Below are 16,451 nucleotides of genomic sequence, written 5' to 3' on the forward strand. Positions count from 1 at the left end.
TACATCGCTTCGCCGACGATGTCAGTATCAGGACACGACACCATGACGGAGCGCCGTTTCACCGAGACCTGCTTCGTCAAGAAGGCGAGAACCCATGCGATAGGTCTGTGTGTGCAAGTTGAGAAGCAATGCAACACGTTGGTGGAGAGGCAGACGGTTGGAACAGGGTTGAGCGGGCCGCTGCTTAGTGTCTCGATAGGTAACCGGCAGCCTGTTGCGTCAGCCGGTGAGACCCGCTCTGCGTAATCCGTCGAGGAAGTGTTCGCGGTCGGCGGAATCTCTGTACCGGCCGGCTCGCGACTGAACGAGATCGAGCGTGTTCGCGGGCACGGCCTCGCCATTCTCGTTCAGCTCACGAGAGCGTTGCCTCACGAACGCCTCCGCTTCGGACCGCGCCTTGTCGCACCGGCCCATCTGCGCATAGCAGGCCGCAAGCAGTCCGTGTGACCACCGATCGAGGGATCGCGTCTCCATCAATGCTTTGACCGCCCGCTCGTACTCGCGTCCCGAATAGAGCGCGAGCGCGTGATACCAATGGTACAGGTTGGGCGGAAAGGGATTGAGCCGTTTGGCCGTCCCGATCCATGTGAGCGCCTCGCGCCATCGCCCCCAATAGACCAGGATATTGGCGAAAACGGCGGCGACATCGGCGTCGTTTGGATTGAGCGCGAGAGCCCGGCTGAAATGGATCTCTGCCTTGGCGTCCTCATTCCGCAGGAACAACAGCTGGGCGAAGACGCCATGCGACCAGGCATCGCCGTCGTCGATATCGAGCGCGGTTTCAATCTCGGCAAGCGCCTCGTCCAGTGTCGCGGTGGCAGGCGATTCGAGAAACACGTCGCAGACGATGGTCCAGGCTATGTTGACGTGGGCGCGGGCATATTGCGGGTCAAGCGCGACGGCGCGTCGAAAATAGTCCCTGGCCTGCGCCATGTCCTTCACGGTCAACTGACGCCAGCGCTCGTTTCCGAGCAGAACCAGATCATAGGCGGTGATGCTGGAGGTCGGCTTGCGTCTGGCGATCTCGCGGCCGGCATCCTCCAGCCGGCCTGGCAGGGCCGCGACGATCGCCCGGACGATCTCGTCCTGCAGGGTGAAGATGTCTTCGAGGTCGCGGTCGTAGCGCTCGGTCCAGAAACTGTAACCGCTTCCGGCATCGAGAAGCTGGACGGTCACGCGTACCCGGCTGCCGATCTTGCGAACACTTCCTTCGGCCACATAACGGACTCCGAGCTCGCGGCCGACCCGTTTGATCTCGGCCACTTTGCCTCTGTAGGCGAAGCTGGAGTGACGGGCGACGACGAACAGCGACCTGAACCGCGACAGTTCGGCGATGATGTCGCCCGTGATCCCGTCGGAGAAATAATCCTGCGCGGGATCGCCGCTCAGATTTGAAAACGGAAGCACCGCGAGCGACGGCCTGTCGGACACTGCAGGTGCCGGTGCAGGTTCAGGCGACTTGGGCTGGCCGGCTCCGGATTCGGCGGCGACTGGCGGCCCGACATAACGATAGCCCCGGCGCGGCAGCGTCTCGATCCAGGTCGCGCCTCCGTCGACGTCGGCAAATATCCGCCGCAGGGCGGCGATCTGCACCGTCAGGTTGCTCTCCTCGATCGCCAGCCCAGGCCACGCGACCTGCATCAACGCGTCCTTGGAAACCGGCGTCCCGGCTCGCTCGACGAGCAGCCGAAGCAGCGTCACTGCGCGCCGTCCGAGCGCGACCGGCTCGCAACCTCGAAACAGCATCTCGGCCTCTGCGTCGAGGCGGTAGGGACCGAATTCGTGGATCCTCGCCATGGCCTGGAGACTACATTTTTTGCAACTTTTTCGGAACGGTTTCAGGACCTCCGGGAAACGGGCGATCATGCTGCGGTGGCGCCGAAAACTTCGAGGACTGCCCGATGCGTGATCCATCTCATGTGGCGGAGACGGGCGATCTGATCGCTCGTCCCGATCCGGAAGCGATTGCCGGTGCCCCGGACCGGGTTTGCCGCCAGCTCGAGGCCGTCCAGGCGCTGGCCCCGCTGATCGCCAGACAGCGTGACGATTTCGACGGCGGCCGGCGGTTGCCCGATGCGGTTTTCGCGGCGTTGGCCGATGCAGGCCTGTTTCGACTGTGGCTACCCAAAGCGCTCGGCGGGCCCGAGCTGTCTCCCTTCGAGTTCATGCGCGTGGTCGAGGCCGCCTCGGCGCTCGACGGCTCGGTCGGCTGGCTCATCGGCAATGGCGGCGGCATGAGTCGGATCGGCGGCTACCTCGAAGAGGCCGTCGCAGGCGAGTGGTTTGCCGATCCGCGCGCCTTTATCGTCAGTTCGACCGGTGCGGTCGGCACGGCAACCGCGGTCGCGGGCGGCTATTGCCTTTCCGGGCGCTGGCCGTTCGGCAGCGGCGCGCATCACGCGACGCGCTTCATGGTGCTGGCCAGCGTCAGGCCCGAGGATCCGGATTCGCCTCTTCTCTGCTGCTATCTCGGCCGGGCAGACGTGACCATCCTCGACAACTGGCATGTGTCCGGACTGCGCGGCACCGGAAGTTGCGATTTCGAGGCACGGGATATTTTCGTGCCGGCTGCTCACGCCCATCCGTTTCTCGGGCTGCAACCAACCCAGCCCGGACTGCTCTATCGCATGCCGCCATCGTCGGTGTTCGCGTGGAGCATCTGCGCCGTGCCACTCGGCATCGCGTCCGGCGCCATTGGCTCGTTCGCGGAGCTAGCCTGCCGCAAAAGCCGCCCGGGCACCCGGGCGTTGCTGCGCGATCGTGAAACCGTTCAGGCGACGGTCGGCCGGACGAGAGCGATGCTTCGCGCCGCCCGCGCCCTCCTGAGCGATGCCATGAGGGACTTGATGGTTGTGACCGAGACGGGCGGCGAACGGCTTGTGGAGGCGCGCGCGACCCTTCGGATCGCCAACGCCCATGCGGCCGAGACTGCGATGTCCATTACCGACATGCTGGCAGCCAGCGCGGGCGCGGCCGCCATCTTCGAGAGCTGTGCCCTGGAACGTGCGGTCCGCGACGTGCGCGCCGCAGCGAAGCACATCGCGATGAGTCCGAACAATTACATCATCGCCGGACGGCTGGCGCTGGGACTCGATCCCGGCACCGCGAGGTTTTGAACGTTACGCTTCTAACGGGAGTTGCCCGATGTCTGTGATTTTCCGGCCGGCACGTGCGCAGGATCTGGAGTTCGCCGATGCCCTCGTCGTCTCCAGCATCAACGATCTCACGGGGCGGCATGGCTTCGGGCCCATGGCTGTTCGCTCGTCTCCCAAATTCCAGTTGTTTTCCTTGAAGGACGATGCCGACGGTCTCTGGGTCGCGGAGGAGGGTGAGCGGATCCTCGGCTTCGCCTGGAGCTGGGTCTGCGGCGACATGTGGTTTCTGGCGCAGCTGTTCGTGTCACCCGATCAGCAGGGGCGGAGCGTCGGCAACGAGCTGATCAAGCGGACGCTCGATCACGCCGACAAATCGGGTGCTACCAACAGGGTGCTCATCACCTTCAGCTTCAACACGGTCTCGCAAGGACTCTACATCCGCCACGGACTGCTTCCGCGATGTCCGATCTACAGTGTCGGTGCATCGCGAGGGCGATTGATCGGTCATTTGCGCGGCTCTCGATACGACGTCACCCCCTTGAAGGAAGAAGCTTTGACCATGCGTCGCCTCGCGCAAGCGGACGAGCGGGTGCTGGGCGTGTCGCGCGAAAAGCATCATCGCTACCTGATCAATGATGATGCGACGAGAGGGTTCAATCTCTACGACGGAAACGGTTGGGCCGGCTACGTCTATGTGGACGCCGGCGGACATATCGGACCGCTCGCGGTCATGGAGCCCCATGCTGTTGCTCCCGCCTTGAGAACGGCGCTGCACCTGGCGGCAGAGAGCGGCTCGTCGCAGGTATCGGCATTCCTGCCTGGCGCAAGCGGGGCGGCTCTCGACACCGCGATGGAGCATGGAATGCGCATCAAGTTGCCGATGCTGCTGATGTCGTCGCGTGAATTCGGCAACTGGGTCCAGTATCTACCGCGCAACCCGGGCTTCATGTGATCACGCGTTGCGTCGCTGCCAGAACGGCGTGTCGGCAAAGCGGTGTTCGGATGCATACATTGCGCGCTGCGTGACCAGATAGGACGCGATCCCCTCCAGAAACTGTCGTTCGTAGCGCCGGGATGCCGTCGTATCCCCCGCGAGCGCACCGGCTACACTCTCGGCAGCCTGGATGCCACTCCACAGCGCCGTAGCTAGACCATTCGCTCCCAGCGGATCGAGCGCAGTCGCGGCGTCGCCCGCCCGGATAATGCGATGGTCGATCATCCCTGACATGGTGGTGGTGCTCGCCGGCGCGAACTGAAGGTTCGCGCAGCCAGCCACGTCGATGCCCAGGCTCGTCACGCGTGCGGAGATCGCATGGGTCTGAGAAACCATATCGGCCCACAGGGTCGCGTCCTTGCGCAGTCCCGCCGGGAGCAGGTCCGAATCCGTGAAGAAGCAGAGCAGGATGCGGTTGCCCGGCAGCATGGACATGTACCACCATCCCGGCGCCACGGCCTCGACGAGCGTCGCCGGCACGGCTTCGACATCCTGCTCGAGCTCGAAAATGCCATAGCAGGCCACGAGCTTGTCGAGACGGCGAAGCGGTGTTTCGCTCCCGGACGTCACCGAGGCGCGGCCGGAGCAATCGATCACGAACTCCGCTTCGATCGGGGAGCCATCGGCAAGATTGACGACGATGTGGTCCGGCGCCCGCGAGAGCCGACGGGCTTCGGCGCACCGCCGCGCGACACCGTCGGCATCGAGCCTCTGGGCCATTCGGGCCTCGAGCCGCTGCCGGTCGATATGCCAGCCCGACGTACCGTCCTGGTGAAGCGCATCCCGCCGCAGCGTGGTGCTCCCCCACACCGAATAGCGCCCCTGACACGCCATCGCAGTCTCGGCGTCGAGCAGACCAAGCCAGCCGAGACTCTCGAGATGAGGTGACGCTCGAAATGAAAGGGTTTCGCCACGATTGGCGACGTCGTGACCGGGCGCAATCAGAAGCGGACGAACTCCCCGCCTGAACAGGGTGCGGGCGCAGGACATCCCTGCCATTCCCGCGCCCAGGATCACGACCTGATGCATGTGCGGTCAGGTGCGGTCTTTGATCTTGGAAAGATCCAGTGTGCCGCGCTGCACTTCGACGAAGACGTCCTTGGGAATGCCCGGGACGTCCGTCGGTCCGGTTCGGCGCACGACGACGCCCATTTGCGTCCACAGCTCGATCATTCGCCGCAATCCGTCGGTGTAGCTGGCCTCGACATGCAGGCCGATGCCGGCGGCACCGCGCGACCAGGCAACCCGCGCGTGATAGAAGCGCAGCCGCTCTTCCGCCGAGAGATCCGCGCGCATCATCTGCTTGTAGAAGCCCTCCGGCAGCACGTCGACCGGAAGCAGCGCAGGCCACCAGACCGGCGTCGGGAAACCGTCGGCCGTCAGCACGGACTGGCAGCTGAATGCATCGCCCTGCCAGGGAACGCCCATCCAGCGCGTGAGATCGCCCGGCGCCTGCGGCCCCACCGGTGCGCCGTCGTCCTTCCGGTCGGGATGACCGGAGAAAACATTCTGCGGATTGAGCTGCAATCCGACATCCTGCACGAGGCTCTTCCGCGTCGAGATCGCGATGCGGAAGGGGAGTGGTGTTTCCGTCGTGGACCGATACAGCTCGGCATGGCGGATCGGCCATGTGATCTCGACGCCCGGATGGAACGCACCGCCCGAGCAGGCATCCAGTGCCGCGCGCGTGAGCGCCTCCGGCCGGAGCGACAACGGCATGTCGTCGAGCTTCTCGACCGCGTTGGCGGCCGCATCGTTGAGGTCGTCGGTGAACTCGCCTTTGGCCCAGCGGCTCAGGACCTGGTACTGGGTCGGCGTCAGCGTGAGCCAGCCGGTCGGGCTTCCCGGGAAGTTGACGCCATCTCCGAGCATGGGAGGCAGCGCGTCGGAGCGGCGGTCTTCGCCGCCGGGCTTGCGGAACGCGGCCAGAACCTTCTCGCGCGCGGGACGCGCCTTCTCCGCAGGGTCCGCCAGCGACTGGACGACGGTGGGATCGGACAGGTCGTCGAGATCGGTCCAGGCCTTGCTGAGATAGGAGGCCTGCACGATCCATTGCATCATGCCGGCGCGTCGCAGGATCGGAAGCACGTCGCGGCGAAACGACACCGCTGCGGTCAGCGGCTTCATGTGCCCGGACGCGATCATCGCTTCCCGTGCCGCGTCGTAGAGACTGACTATCGGCTCGATCTGCGGTGCGAATTTCGGACCGCAGCAGACGACCCAGGCCGGCTCGCAGGCCATGTCCGCGCCTCCGACCCGGACGCTGGCCTTCACCCAGCCGTCGCACCAGTCGTCATGCCATCCGTCATTGTTGGTGAAGTCGCGCACCGGATTCTGCGGCAGGGCGGAATTGGAGACGCCGTCGGCAGGAAAAACCAGCAGCCGACCGGCCTCGTCTGTGCGCAGATGGCCGAGCGTCACCGGCATCGTCTTCCAGAACTGACCCGCCATGCGATAGGCGGCGTCACGGCCATCGGCGTTCTTCGAAGCGCCGTCGATCCGGACCGGACCGGCGTCGATGACGAGCATTTCCTCGCGGCGGGCCGGCTCGATGGCGGCATTGCGCAATGCGCCGGGAATACCCGGCGCATTGTCGCCACCGTCCATCGCGTTCGAATAGCCGTACCAGGCGGCCTTGCTGTTCGCCACATGTACGGTCCAGCGTAGGCCGTCCGCCTCGCCGAGCTCGCGCACGACGCGGCCCTGATCGTCATAGCCGTAGACGCGAAAGCGCTGGACCTGCTTCTTGATGCGGCTTGATCCCTGCTTGAATCCGCCCGCGGGTTCGTTCACGAGGCCCGGCACTTCAGGCGCGAGGAACCATTCATCGCCGTTGCCGACGCGCGAAAAGCCGATCGCCGGGAAAATCGCCGCGCGCACGATGGCTGCACCGGCTGGCGCCTGCGCCTGCGCCAGCGCCGGCAACACGGCCGCCCTGAAAAGTGCAGGCGCTGCAAAACCGACGGCGGATGCGCTGATCAGGAAGTCACGGCGTTTCATGAGCAAACGTCTCCGGTTGATGACCCACGTGGGGCGATCACTAGGTAGAAATCTTTAACGCGTGGTTTTCTGGCGTTGCGGTCGGCAAAAAAGCAACCTCCGGTGCCTTCTGCCCCGCGCACCTCGGCTTTCTTGTTGCGGAATGTTGCTGGCGGCCCCGCCCGCCAAGAGCAGCCAACTATCGGACATCTTTAGGACACGCATTTTTTGGAGTACCCAGCCGAATCGAAAACCAATGGCGCAGGGAGTACAAAGCGTTGATACGAATTGGCCGTTATAAGCGGCAGATAGGTTTGGCCGTTCTTGGCTGCCTGCTGCTCGCCTCGTCGCAAGCGAGCGCAACGATCGATGGTCTTGCCGGGGCGTGGTCCGGGAACGGTTCCATGAAGCTCTCGGAGGGAGGCCGCGAGCGAATTCGCTGCAAGGCAAGCTACGTGGTCAAGAAGCCCGAAAAATCCATGAGCTTCGAGCTGAAATGCGCCAGCGATGCCTACAAGATGCTGCTGTCCGCCCAGATCGAGCAGGACGGCTCCACGCTTTCGGGCAACTGGTTCGAAAGCGAATATCGCCAGGGCGGCAAGATCACCGGGAAGAGCTCGGACGGACTGGTCGAAGCCAGGATCGAAGGCAACACCGTCGCCGCTTTCGTGACCATTCGAACCAAAGCCAACCATCAATCCTTCGCGCTGGAATCGCCGGGCGCCTGGGCCTCCGAAGTGTCCGTCGAGCTCGACCGGGTCAGCAACTGAATTGGGAGCGGTCTCGCACCCGTTGCTCCCGGTGTTGATCGCGGGATAGCCACCAACTGAGCCTCGCATCCCCCTATCGCATTTGACGCTGCGAACGGCCTCTCCACGTCGTCATGGCCGGGCTTGTCCCGGCCATCCACGACTTTCCCCCAGCACGAGTACGTGGATGCCCGGGACGAGCCCGGGCATGACGAGCTTGTGGCGTCGGCATGCCGAACCACCGCGAACCGCAGATGCGATAGCCCTGCTCCGGTGCGGGGAGCGCGACCCCGCGCCGCGTCGCCATGGACGATTTGCCGCAGGTGATCCAGTTCACACTCGGCGCAGCGGTCCCTGTTGTAGCCTAAGGTTGCATTTGTAAGAGACCTATTTTGAAGACGGCCCCTGGATTGCACGGGCCGGATTGCCCACGCGGCACGCTGATTTTTTAAGAGCGCATCCCCTGTCTCGGGTCCGTGCCGTGGCTGACGAGCAGGCGATGGAGGGGGCAGCATGAGCGAATCGACCGCCCAGCAGCGCGTAAACTGGAAGACCTTCGAGTGCAACGCGCACGCGATGGTCCGCATCTCCTTCGGTCCCGACGAGATCCTCGTCGCACCTCCCACGGCTGACGCCTGGCAGGCGCTGGCGATGGTGCTCGCGGCCAATGGCTACAACATCAGGACGGCCGACACCGACAGCTACAATTGCCGCGCCATCACCGGCGGCACCGAGAAGAGCCTGCACGCCTACGGCATCGCACTCGACGTCAACTGGACGACGAACCCGTACAAGGAGACCTCCGACCAGCGCAAGGTCCGCTTCTCCGACCAGCCGACACAGGATCTGCGCGCCCAGGACGTCAAGCGCAACCTCGCCGACACCGACATGACCCAGGCCATGATCGACGACGTGCTCGCGATCAGGACGGTCAACAAGAAGCGGGTGTTCGAGTGGGGCGGCAACTGGATCAACATCAAGGACACCATGCATTTCGAGATCGACGTCAAACCCGACGATCTCGCGACGGGCATCGACTGGGGCTCCGTGAAGGGACTGGTCAATGGCCGGCCGGTGCCGGGCCGGCTGATGGAAACGCGCGGCGGCGGCACGCCGCTGCAAGGCGACATCGCGCTCGGAAACTTCGAGAAGGTGCATGCCCTGATCGAGAAATGGGAGGGCGGCTATACCAATCATCCGCGCGATCCCGGCGGCCCGACCAACATGGGCATCACGCAAAAGGACCTGTCGGCCTGGCGTCACGCGCCGGTCACCGCCGATGACGTGCGAAACCTCACGCGCGACGAGGCGCTGCAGATCTTCCGCGCCAATTACTGGACGCCGGTGCATGGCGACGAGATTCCGCTGCCAGCCGCTCAGGTCGTCTACAACGCGGCCGTCCTGAGCGGGACGACGCGCGGCATCCGTCTGTTGCAGCAGACCCTGGCCCGTGGGCAGAACGGGCTCACTGTCGACGGACACATGAATTCGCCCACCATCGATGCCTGTCTTGCCGCCGATCAGAAGATGCTGGTCGAGGACTATTGCTCGGCTTACGAATCCTATCTGCGCAGCCTTCCGATCTTCGATACCTTCGGCCGCGGCTGGCTCAACCGGCTCGCCGAGATCCGGCAGACCGCGCTCGGATGGGCGGAGGCGCCCGAGGTCAGCGTGGACGTCATGCCGCCGCGGGAGCTGCCAACGACGCCCGTCCTGGGGGCGACCGAGCTCAGGTTCGGCGACAAGGGTGCGCTGGTCGAGGGCCTGCAGCGCAAGCTGACGGAGCTCGGCTATTCGCTGGGCGAGATCGACGGCAAGTTCGGCACGCTGACGCGCGAGGCGCTGCTGGCGTTCCAGGCCGACAACAACGTATCCCCGACCGGCGTCCTCGATGCCGCCACCCAGGTCGCTTTCGCCCGGCCGCAGCCGCGACCGCTGTCGCGCGATCGCCTCTCGGCGACGCCAGGCGATCTGCGGGCCAGCGGCTCGCAGACCATCAAGGCCGCTGACAATACCAAGATCGCCGGCTGGATCTCGACGATCCTCGGCGCGCTCGGCATCGGCAACAGCGCCGCGGTCCAGGTGGTCAACAACAACGTAGCTGTGCCGCCGGCGCCCAATCTCTCCCAATTCCTGGGAGAAGTGCAGAAGCTATTGACCTCACCGCAGCTCCGTGCCGATCCCGCGAACACCCAGCAGGTGCTCGATGCCGCCAAGCAGCTGCAGAATTTCAACGTCAAGCAGCTGCTGTCGCCGGAAAATATCCAGATCCTCGACAATATCCGCGGGCTGATCCCCGCCAATGTCATCAGCTCAAATCCCGCACTCTCCAATTTTTTCCAGATCGTCGACGGCGCGCGCGGGTTCACCCAGTTCCACACCATCTTCGACGCCCTGCCCGGGATGTTCGCCAACGACTCGACGCTTCAGCTGCTGTCGAAGGGATTGTCGGCCGTCGCTGGCAGCGTGATTCCGGGCTTCGGCGGATCGCTCGCGACGCTCGCGATTGGCCTTGCCGCCAACTATTTCAGCAATCGCGTCATCGAGGCCCGTACGCGCGACCACGTCACGGGCGCCAACACGAACCGATGACCATGAACGACACCCACCCAGACAATCATGTCGGCCGCAACGGCCAATCCGTCCAACGCGGGGGCGAGCCATGATCATTGACACCAACATGCGGACGACGCCGCGTCTGGCCTCGCTGAAACAGAACGGCGTCGATACCATCATCCGCTACTATTGCCGCAACACGCGCCAGCCCGAGAAACGGCTGACGCCCGACGAAGCCGTTGCCATCATTCGCGCGGGGCTGAAGCTCGCCGTCGTCTACCAGGGCGCCGGCGATTCCGCGGCATCGTTCTCGCAGGATGCAGGTGCCAAGGACGGCGCCTACGCGCGCGATTACGCGGCGAGCGTCATCGGTCAACCCGCAGATTCTGCGATCTACTTCGCCGTCGACTATGACGCGTCGGATGCGGACATCCGCACGCGGATCGTTCCTTATTTCAGCGCGGTTCGGCAGGCCCTGAAGGGTGGGGCGGGCGCCGCCAGTTATCAAGTCGGGGCCTATGGCAGCGGCGCAGTGTGCCAGGCGTTGCTCGGGGCCGGACTGGCGTCCTTCACCTGGGTCTCCCAGTCCGGCGGTTTCCATGGCACGGCCGCCTTCCTGCGCTCCGGGCAATGGAATCTGCATCAGCGCCTGCCTTCGACGCTGTGCGGCCTGAGCGTCGACCAGAATGACCCCAATCCGCAAAGGCCGCAGTTCGGGGCGTTCGATGCTCTCGCGGGCGCGCCTGCGTTCGAAAGCACCGGCGTGGCGGCCAATTACGCACCGCTGTCATCCATCAGCGCGACGTTCGTGCAGCAGCAGCTCCAGCGCCTCAACTACCCGCCGGGTGCGATCGACGGCGACTACGGGCCGCTGACGCGCGCGGCGCTGCTCGCGTTCCAGGCCGACAACAATCTGCCGCTGACGGGTGTAGCGGATGCCGCGACCGCCGCTGCATTCGAGACCGCGCGTCCGCGCGCGCTCGATCCCGCGCGCGTGCGGGCGACGGCCGACGATTTGCGCGAGATGGGCTCTGTGACCATCAAGCAGGCGGATCATACCAAGACCGCGGGGTGGATCGCGTCAATCCTCGGTGTGCTCGGCATCGGCAACAGCGGCATCGTCGAGATGGCGAATTCGGCAGGCGCGCAAGTGCCATCAGCGCCGACCGGTCAGCTGCCGCAGGGGCTGTTCAAGTTTCTCAATGACCTGCAGATATTCCTGTCGTCGGGACAGCCGGCCGACAAGCTCGAGCCGATCAAGGAAGGTCTCCGCCAGCTCCAAGCCGTCGACCTGAAGAGCCTGATCACCCCGGAAAACGCGGGCGTGCTGCAGCAGCTGAAGGTGCTGATCCCGCCGGATGTGCTGACGAAGAACCCCGACCTCTCCAAGGTGCTCCAGCTAGGCGACATCGCGCGCCAGGCGAGGCCGCAATTGCAGACGGTGTTCGACATGCTGCCGAGCTTCTTCACCGACGGCACCGCCTTGCAGGTCCTGGCGAAGGGCGCTGCCGTGGCTGCATCGTCGATGATCCCCGGTTTCGGCGGCAGCCTCGCCGCGCTCGGCATCGGCCTTGCCGCCAACTATTTCAGCAACAAGATCATCCAGGCGCGCGTCGCGGATCACCAGACCGGCGCCAACAGGGGGCTGTAGCGGTCGCTATTGGGACGGTAATACTTGGCTGCCGAACCAGGGCGCGTACTCATAAGTCGTTCGCGATGTCCGCTTCGCTCCGATGCCGCCCGCCCTTGTGCAATCGCAGCAACTGCCGCGATGGGCCAGGAGCGGAACTCAGCCAAGGCAGTCACGGGGCGAGGCCGCTTGCAGCGATTCCTTTATGCGGCTCGCCATGGCGTCAACCGCGGAATCCAGCGCGGCACATTGGTCCGAAAGCTCTCGTACTCCGTGCCGAATGTTTGCTTGAGCGTCGGTTCTTCGTACATCACCACAAAGAGATGAAAAAACAGCCAGAGTAGCGCGCCGTACCAGAGGAGATGCCCGTCACCAAACAAAAGGGCCTGACCAAAAATGACTGCGACGACCGCGATGTAGATCGGATTTCGCACGTAGCGATAAAGGCCAGTCACTACGAGCTTTTGTGTCGGCGCGATCGGGGCGGGCGTCCCCAGCCCCTCCAGCGCAAAACGGGCAAATGAATCCACAAGTCCGGGCACTCCGACGATGATCAATATACCGCCGAGGATGCGGGTTAGATCGATGCCGAAAAAAGCTGGCCGAAATTCCCACTGCGTGACCCACCAGGGGACGAAGCCTGCCAGCACCAACGGCGCAATGACGAAGAACAGAGCGGAGCCCAAGACAGCAATTGCTTTCGACATTGCCTACTCCTACGACCCGACATCGCGCTGAGCGGACCTCGATGAGGCGCGCGCGGCAACTTCATTGATGGGCCAAACGCGGTCGAAGTCGCCATCGTCCGTTGCTGCCATGCATCGTCTAAGCCGTCACGGAAAGCAACCCGTGAGACATCATCGTAGCGACCGGTCTGATATATTTAGCTCATTGCGGCCAGACGAGTACGCACGAGATCAACATGACTTCGCAGAGTATATAAACTGCTGGCATAGACGTTTGGCAATTGCAGATGGCTCGCGCTTTGATCAACCAAGTCCAATCGCGCACTCAAAGCCCCACGGTCAACTTTCGTTCCTTGAACTTCCATCTCGTTCTCGATCAACCTGATCTCGTCATATAGCCGCCTGATCCTGCGCTGCATCATCCAGTCGTACGATGGCGGTAGGAACCTAATGACGGGGAATAGCAATGCAACCAATGGGACTAACACGACAAGCAGTTTCTCGACCAGCGTCGCGAGCGAGAATGGAAGGTACCCTTGCAGGAATGGCCGCCCAGTCTTGTAAAAGCGCTGCGCTTCCTGACTGAGCTGAAGATCTATGGCTTCGGCTGCAGGAAATTGTCCCGCCTTCTGGAAGATCCCGGGCTGGGAATGAATTTGGACAGCTGCGTTGAGAAGTAGATACTGTAACGCTGGATGCAGGTCAGCACGCACGACGAGGCTGGCTTCGGGCGCCAACAGCACGACATCATTGGGCGGGCGGATCGTCAAGAGATCGATAACCCCGGCAGGCAGTATTAGCTTATGCAGAAAGGGATAGATCGCAACATAGGCGTCTGCGCGTTGAGCACTTGAAAGCTCGATACCCTTGGCGTGAAGAAGAGACTGGACGACGGGAGACTCCCAGGCGGTCACGATAAAAGCAGCATCGATATCGCCGGCGATAAGCTTTTGAGCGGCAGCTTGTGGAGGAAGCCCCGATATCTCACCGATGATGCTATCAAGTTTGGTCGTTTTGAAAATTTGCAGTGCTAGGGCGTGTCCTCCGCTTCCTTCGGGACCTATCGAAAGTCGTCGGCCCCGCAGCGCCTGTGCGCCCTCAGCAATCTCGCCTCGGCGGAAGACCCACAGTGGTTCGTAAAACACGGTGCCCAGCGACTCCAGCTCTGGAGCTTCCTTGCTGGTTGTGGTGCCGCCCTGTATGAACCCGACGCTTACATGGGACCGTGGGTCGCGCAGATATCTTAAGTTTTCCAGGCTGCCCGATGTCTGCTGCAACTGCAGCTTGACGCCATCTTTCGCCAGGATCTCGCGGTAGCGGATACCCAGTTCGTAGTTGGCATCGCCCTCTGCGCCGGTCGCCATCACTAGCTCTCGCGGCGGCAACGTCGTCACGATGAACAAGCTCGCGGCGAAAAATATCGCCGCCGCAGCAGCTACCAAAAGATAGCGCCAGAATTTGTAGGCGTAGTTTCCAGCAATCATCGCGCGTTGAACTGCTACTGCGGTAGCCTCTATTGTCTCCTAGTCCGTCTGCTGCAAACCACGGGCAATGGGGCCGCTCCTTGTTTTCGATGAGGGTAGCCGGTGCAGAAATTCTCGACACAGCTAGGATTTTCGCCCGATCCGTATTTCTCGCAGCGAGTCGTACAATCCTCGTAGGTGACCTCAGGATGTGCTTGTTCCATAGTTGTTGGCTGCTTGCGCTTTTGCTCCTTGGCTTTCTGAGCTAATGCCGGGCCGACAGTTAACCCAACAAGGAGCAGTCAGATCACCTCCCGTCAGGAGAGGTTGTCATCCCGATCACCCCGAGAGCGTTGACTTAGATCAAGCGACGAACCCTAACCCGCTGACGGCTGTCGCGGGTCCCCGCAACCAAGCCAGTTGGTTTGAGAAGACATCGGCGTGAGTAAGATTTCAGGTCGCCGTCGAGGCGACCCCGGCACTTCCACGCACTCAATTGCCGGCGATGATAGAACAATACCCCCGATTTGCCCGACGCGTCAAGTTGATTTCGTAAAATCAGCAATCCCTCACACTGTCCGTCTACTTTGCATGGGGTTGTTTTCGACATTTTAGTTGGGAGCCGCCCCACGCAGGCTGGCGAGCAGATCTTGCGACGGCCAGCAATCCACGGTCAGGCCCGCGCGCTGCTGGTACTGTCCGATCGCCCGCCTCGTGACCGTGCCCAGCCGGCCATCGATCGCATCGGAATAATAGCCGCTCTTGCTGAGCTGCATCTGGATCGCCGCGACCTCGCTGTTGCGCAACGGTCTGAGCTTGGCCCAGGGCTTTTCGAACGGGGCGCCGCCGGCGATGAGGTCGGCGAGATGGCCGACGAACAGCGCATAGACGTCGGACTGGTTGTAGCTGCGGATCGCCTGGAAGTTGGCGAAGACGAGGAAGGCCGGACCATAAACGCCGGCAGGCATGAGCAGCTGCGCCTGCTCCTGCAGCATGCCGGTGGTGATGCCGGCACCGCCTACCGGCGTGACGCCGAGCTTCAGCCAGGCTTCGAGCGGCCGCTTGATGTCGGGCGAGCTCTCCACGCAGCTCACGGTCGGCGGCAGCCGAACCTCAAACCCCCATCGCTTGCCACGCTGCCAGCCATAGTCGCGAAGCTGCTTGGCGCCCGAGGCGAGCGCGTCGGGAATGGAGCGCTCGAGATCGATCTTGCCGTCGCCGTCGCCATCGGCCGCGAACTTGAGGAAGTCCGAGGGCTCGAACTGGGTCTGGCCCATCGCGCCCGTATAGGAGCCCTTCGCGTCCATGCTGATGGTGCCATTTTGGACCAGGTCGAGCGCGATCAGCAGCTCGGTCCGGAACAGGTCCTTGCGGCGGCCGAGATAGGCCTGCGTCACCAGCGCCTGGAACACAGGATGGCGCTGCACTTCAGCGCCGTAATCGGTCTCGCGGCCCCAGATTGCGATGACGGCGTTGCCGGGGATGCCGTAGTCGGCCTCGATGCGCGCGAGCAGGCTGCGGTAGGTCTCAAAATGCCGCGCGCCCGTCCTCGCAAGCCCCGCGAGCTGCTGCCGGGGCAAATAGTCCGCCGGCAGACGTGCGAATTCGGCCTGCTCCTGCACGGGGCGGCCGGGGATGACGAGATCCGGCAGGCCAAGGTCGAGCTGGACATCGGTCGCGCGGTCGAACACCGCCTGCTTCACGCCACGCGCCTTCGCCTCCTGCCAGAGCTGCGCGCGCCACGTGTCGAAGGTGGGGTCGGCGCGCGCCTCCATCGCCTGCGTCAGCAGGGCGAGCGCGACCGTCCCGGAGATCGCCGTGCGGCGCAAAATGGTTGCGAGGCCTCTCACGCGACCACCAGTCCGACCGCCAGCGCCAGCCCGCAGAGATAGGTAAACAATGCGCCGGCAAAGCGCGCCGGATTGGGCCGGTTGAGCGACTTGCCCCACAACAGCCCGGCGGCAAGGGAAAAGCGCGCGATCGTCGCCACCACGATCGTTCCGATGATCCAGCCTGGGGCCGGGCGCGTCGCGAACCAGAGAAACATCGCCGCGAAGAACGGCGCATATTCGGCCGTGTTGGCATGCGCCCGCACCGCGCGGTGAATAGGGTCGGTGGGGCCGAGGTCGTGGCCGATGCTCCGCCTGAACCTGCCGCGCAGGATCGAGACATAGAGCCCCAGGCCAAACAGCAACAGGCCGAGCAAGGTGGTACAGATGATCGCGACGTTCATGGCGTGGCTCCCCCCAAAGGACTTGAGGCCGAAGGAGATCAGATTGCGATGGCGCGGAAAAGCCCG

Annotated in this window: 12 protein-coding genes; 5 read left to right on the top strand and 7 right to left on the bottom strand. The window is 63.6% G+C overall.

Annotation, left to right across the window (positions count from 1 at the left end):
• Positions 1–219 precede the first annotated feature (219 nt).
• The gene (locus tag SO156_RS15555) at positions 220–1,797 is read right to left on the bottom strand and encodes a winged helix-turn-helix domain-containing tetratricopeptide repeat protein (protein ID WP_498535400.1); all 1,578 of its coding nucleotides are present in this window, start codon (positions 1,795–1,797) and stop codon (positions 220–222) included.
• Positions 1,798–1,919: 122 nt separating this feature from the next.
• On the opposite strand from SO156_RS15555, the gene SO156_RS15560 reads away from it, so the two are divergent.
• Positions 1,920–3,116, top strand: a complete 1,197-nt coding sequence (locus SO156_RS15560; protein WP_458143859.1) for an acyl-CoA dehydrogenase family protein — start codon at positions 1,920–1,922, stop codon at positions 3,114–3,116.
• A gap of 28 nt (positions 3,117–3,144) precedes the next feature.
• Entirely contained in the window at positions 3,145–4,047 is a 903-nt protein-coding gene (locus tag SO156_RS15565; protein WP_498535401.1) for a GNAT family N-acetyltransferase, read from the top strand.
• On the opposite strand, the gene SO156_RS15570 is transcribed toward SO156_RS15565, so the two are convergent.
• Complete coding sequence (locus SO156_RS15570) at positions 4,048–5,118, bottom strand: NAD(P)/FAD-dependent oxidoreductase (protein WP_498535402.1); 1,071 nt, start codon at positions 5,116–5,118, stop codon at positions 4,048–4,050.
• A gap of 6 nt (positions 5,119–5,124) precedes the next feature.
• Positions 5,125–7,089 (bottom strand): CTQ-dependent glycine oxidase GoxA, encoded by a 1,965-nt coding sequence (gene goxA / locus SO156_RS15575; protein ID WP_498535403.1) that lies wholly within the window; start codon positions 7,087–7,089, stop codon positions 5,125–5,127.
• A gap of 383 nt (positions 7,090–7,472) precedes the next feature.
• Between goxA and SO156_RS15580 the strand changes: the two genes are divergently transcribed.
• The 3 genes from SO156_RS15580 (at position 7,473) to SO156_RS15590 (ending at position 12,024) form a co-directional block, all read left to right on the top strand.
• A complete protein-coding gene (locus SO156_RS15580; protein ID WP_498535404.1) occupies positions 7,473–7,838 on the top strand; it encodes a hypothetical protein in 366 nt (121 codons plus the stop codon).
• Positions 7,839–8,330: 492 nt separating this feature from the next.
• Entirely contained in the window at positions 8,331–10,409 is a 2,079-nt protein-coding gene (locus tag SO156_RS15585) for a glycosyl hydrolase 108 family protein (protein ID WP_498535405.1), read from the top strand.
• Positions 10,410–10,479: 70 nt separating this feature from the next.
• Positions 10,480–12,024 (top strand): glycoside hydrolase domain-containing protein, encoded by a 1,545-nt coding sequence (locus tag SO156_RS15590; RefSeq protein ID WP_498535406.1) that lies wholly within the window; start codon positions 10,480–10,482, stop codon positions 12,022–12,024.
• A 182-nt stretch (positions 12,025–12,206) separates the two neighbouring features.
• Here the strand turns inward: SO156_RS15590 and SO156_RS15595 are convergent, their stop codons facing one another.
• The 4 genes from SO156_RS15595 to SO156_RS15610 all read right to left on the bottom strand — a co-directional run bounded on the left by SO156_RS15595 (position 12,207) and on the right by SO156_RS15610 (position 16,385).
• Positions 12,207–12,710 carry a methyltransferase family protein gene (locus SO156_RS15595; protein WP_498535407.1) on the bottom strand — a complete coding sequence of 168 codons (504 nt, stop codon included), beginning with the start codon at positions 12,708–12,710 and terminating at the stop codon, positions 12,207–12,209.
• A 176-nt stretch (positions 12,711–12,886) separates the two neighbouring features.
• Positions 12,887–14,173 (bottom strand): TAXI family TRAP transporter solute-binding subunit, encoded by a 1,287-nt coding sequence (locus tag SO156_RS15600; protein WP_498535408.1) that lies wholly within the window; start codon positions 14,171–14,173, stop codon positions 12,887–12,889.
• 590 nt (positions 14,174–14,763) lie between these two features.
• The gene (locus SO156_RS15605; RefSeq protein WP_498535409.1) at positions 14,764–16,002 is read right to left on the bottom strand and encodes a lytic murein transglycosylase; all 1,239 of its coding nucleotides are present in this window, start codon (positions 16,000–16,002) and stop codon (positions 14,764–14,766) included.
• Positions 15,999–16,385 carry an MAPEG family protein gene (locus SO156_RS15610; protein WP_498535410.1) on the bottom strand — a complete coding sequence of 129 codons (387 nt, stop codon included), beginning with the start codon at positions 16,383–16,385 and terminating at the stop codon, positions 15,999–16,001. The genes SO156_RS15605 and SO156_RS15610 overlap by 4 nt, the downstream gene beginning before the upstream one ends.
• Positions 16,386–16,451 lie beyond the last annotated feature (66 nt).

Source organism: Bradyrhizobium sp. UFLA05-125 (genome assembly GCF_059803515.1).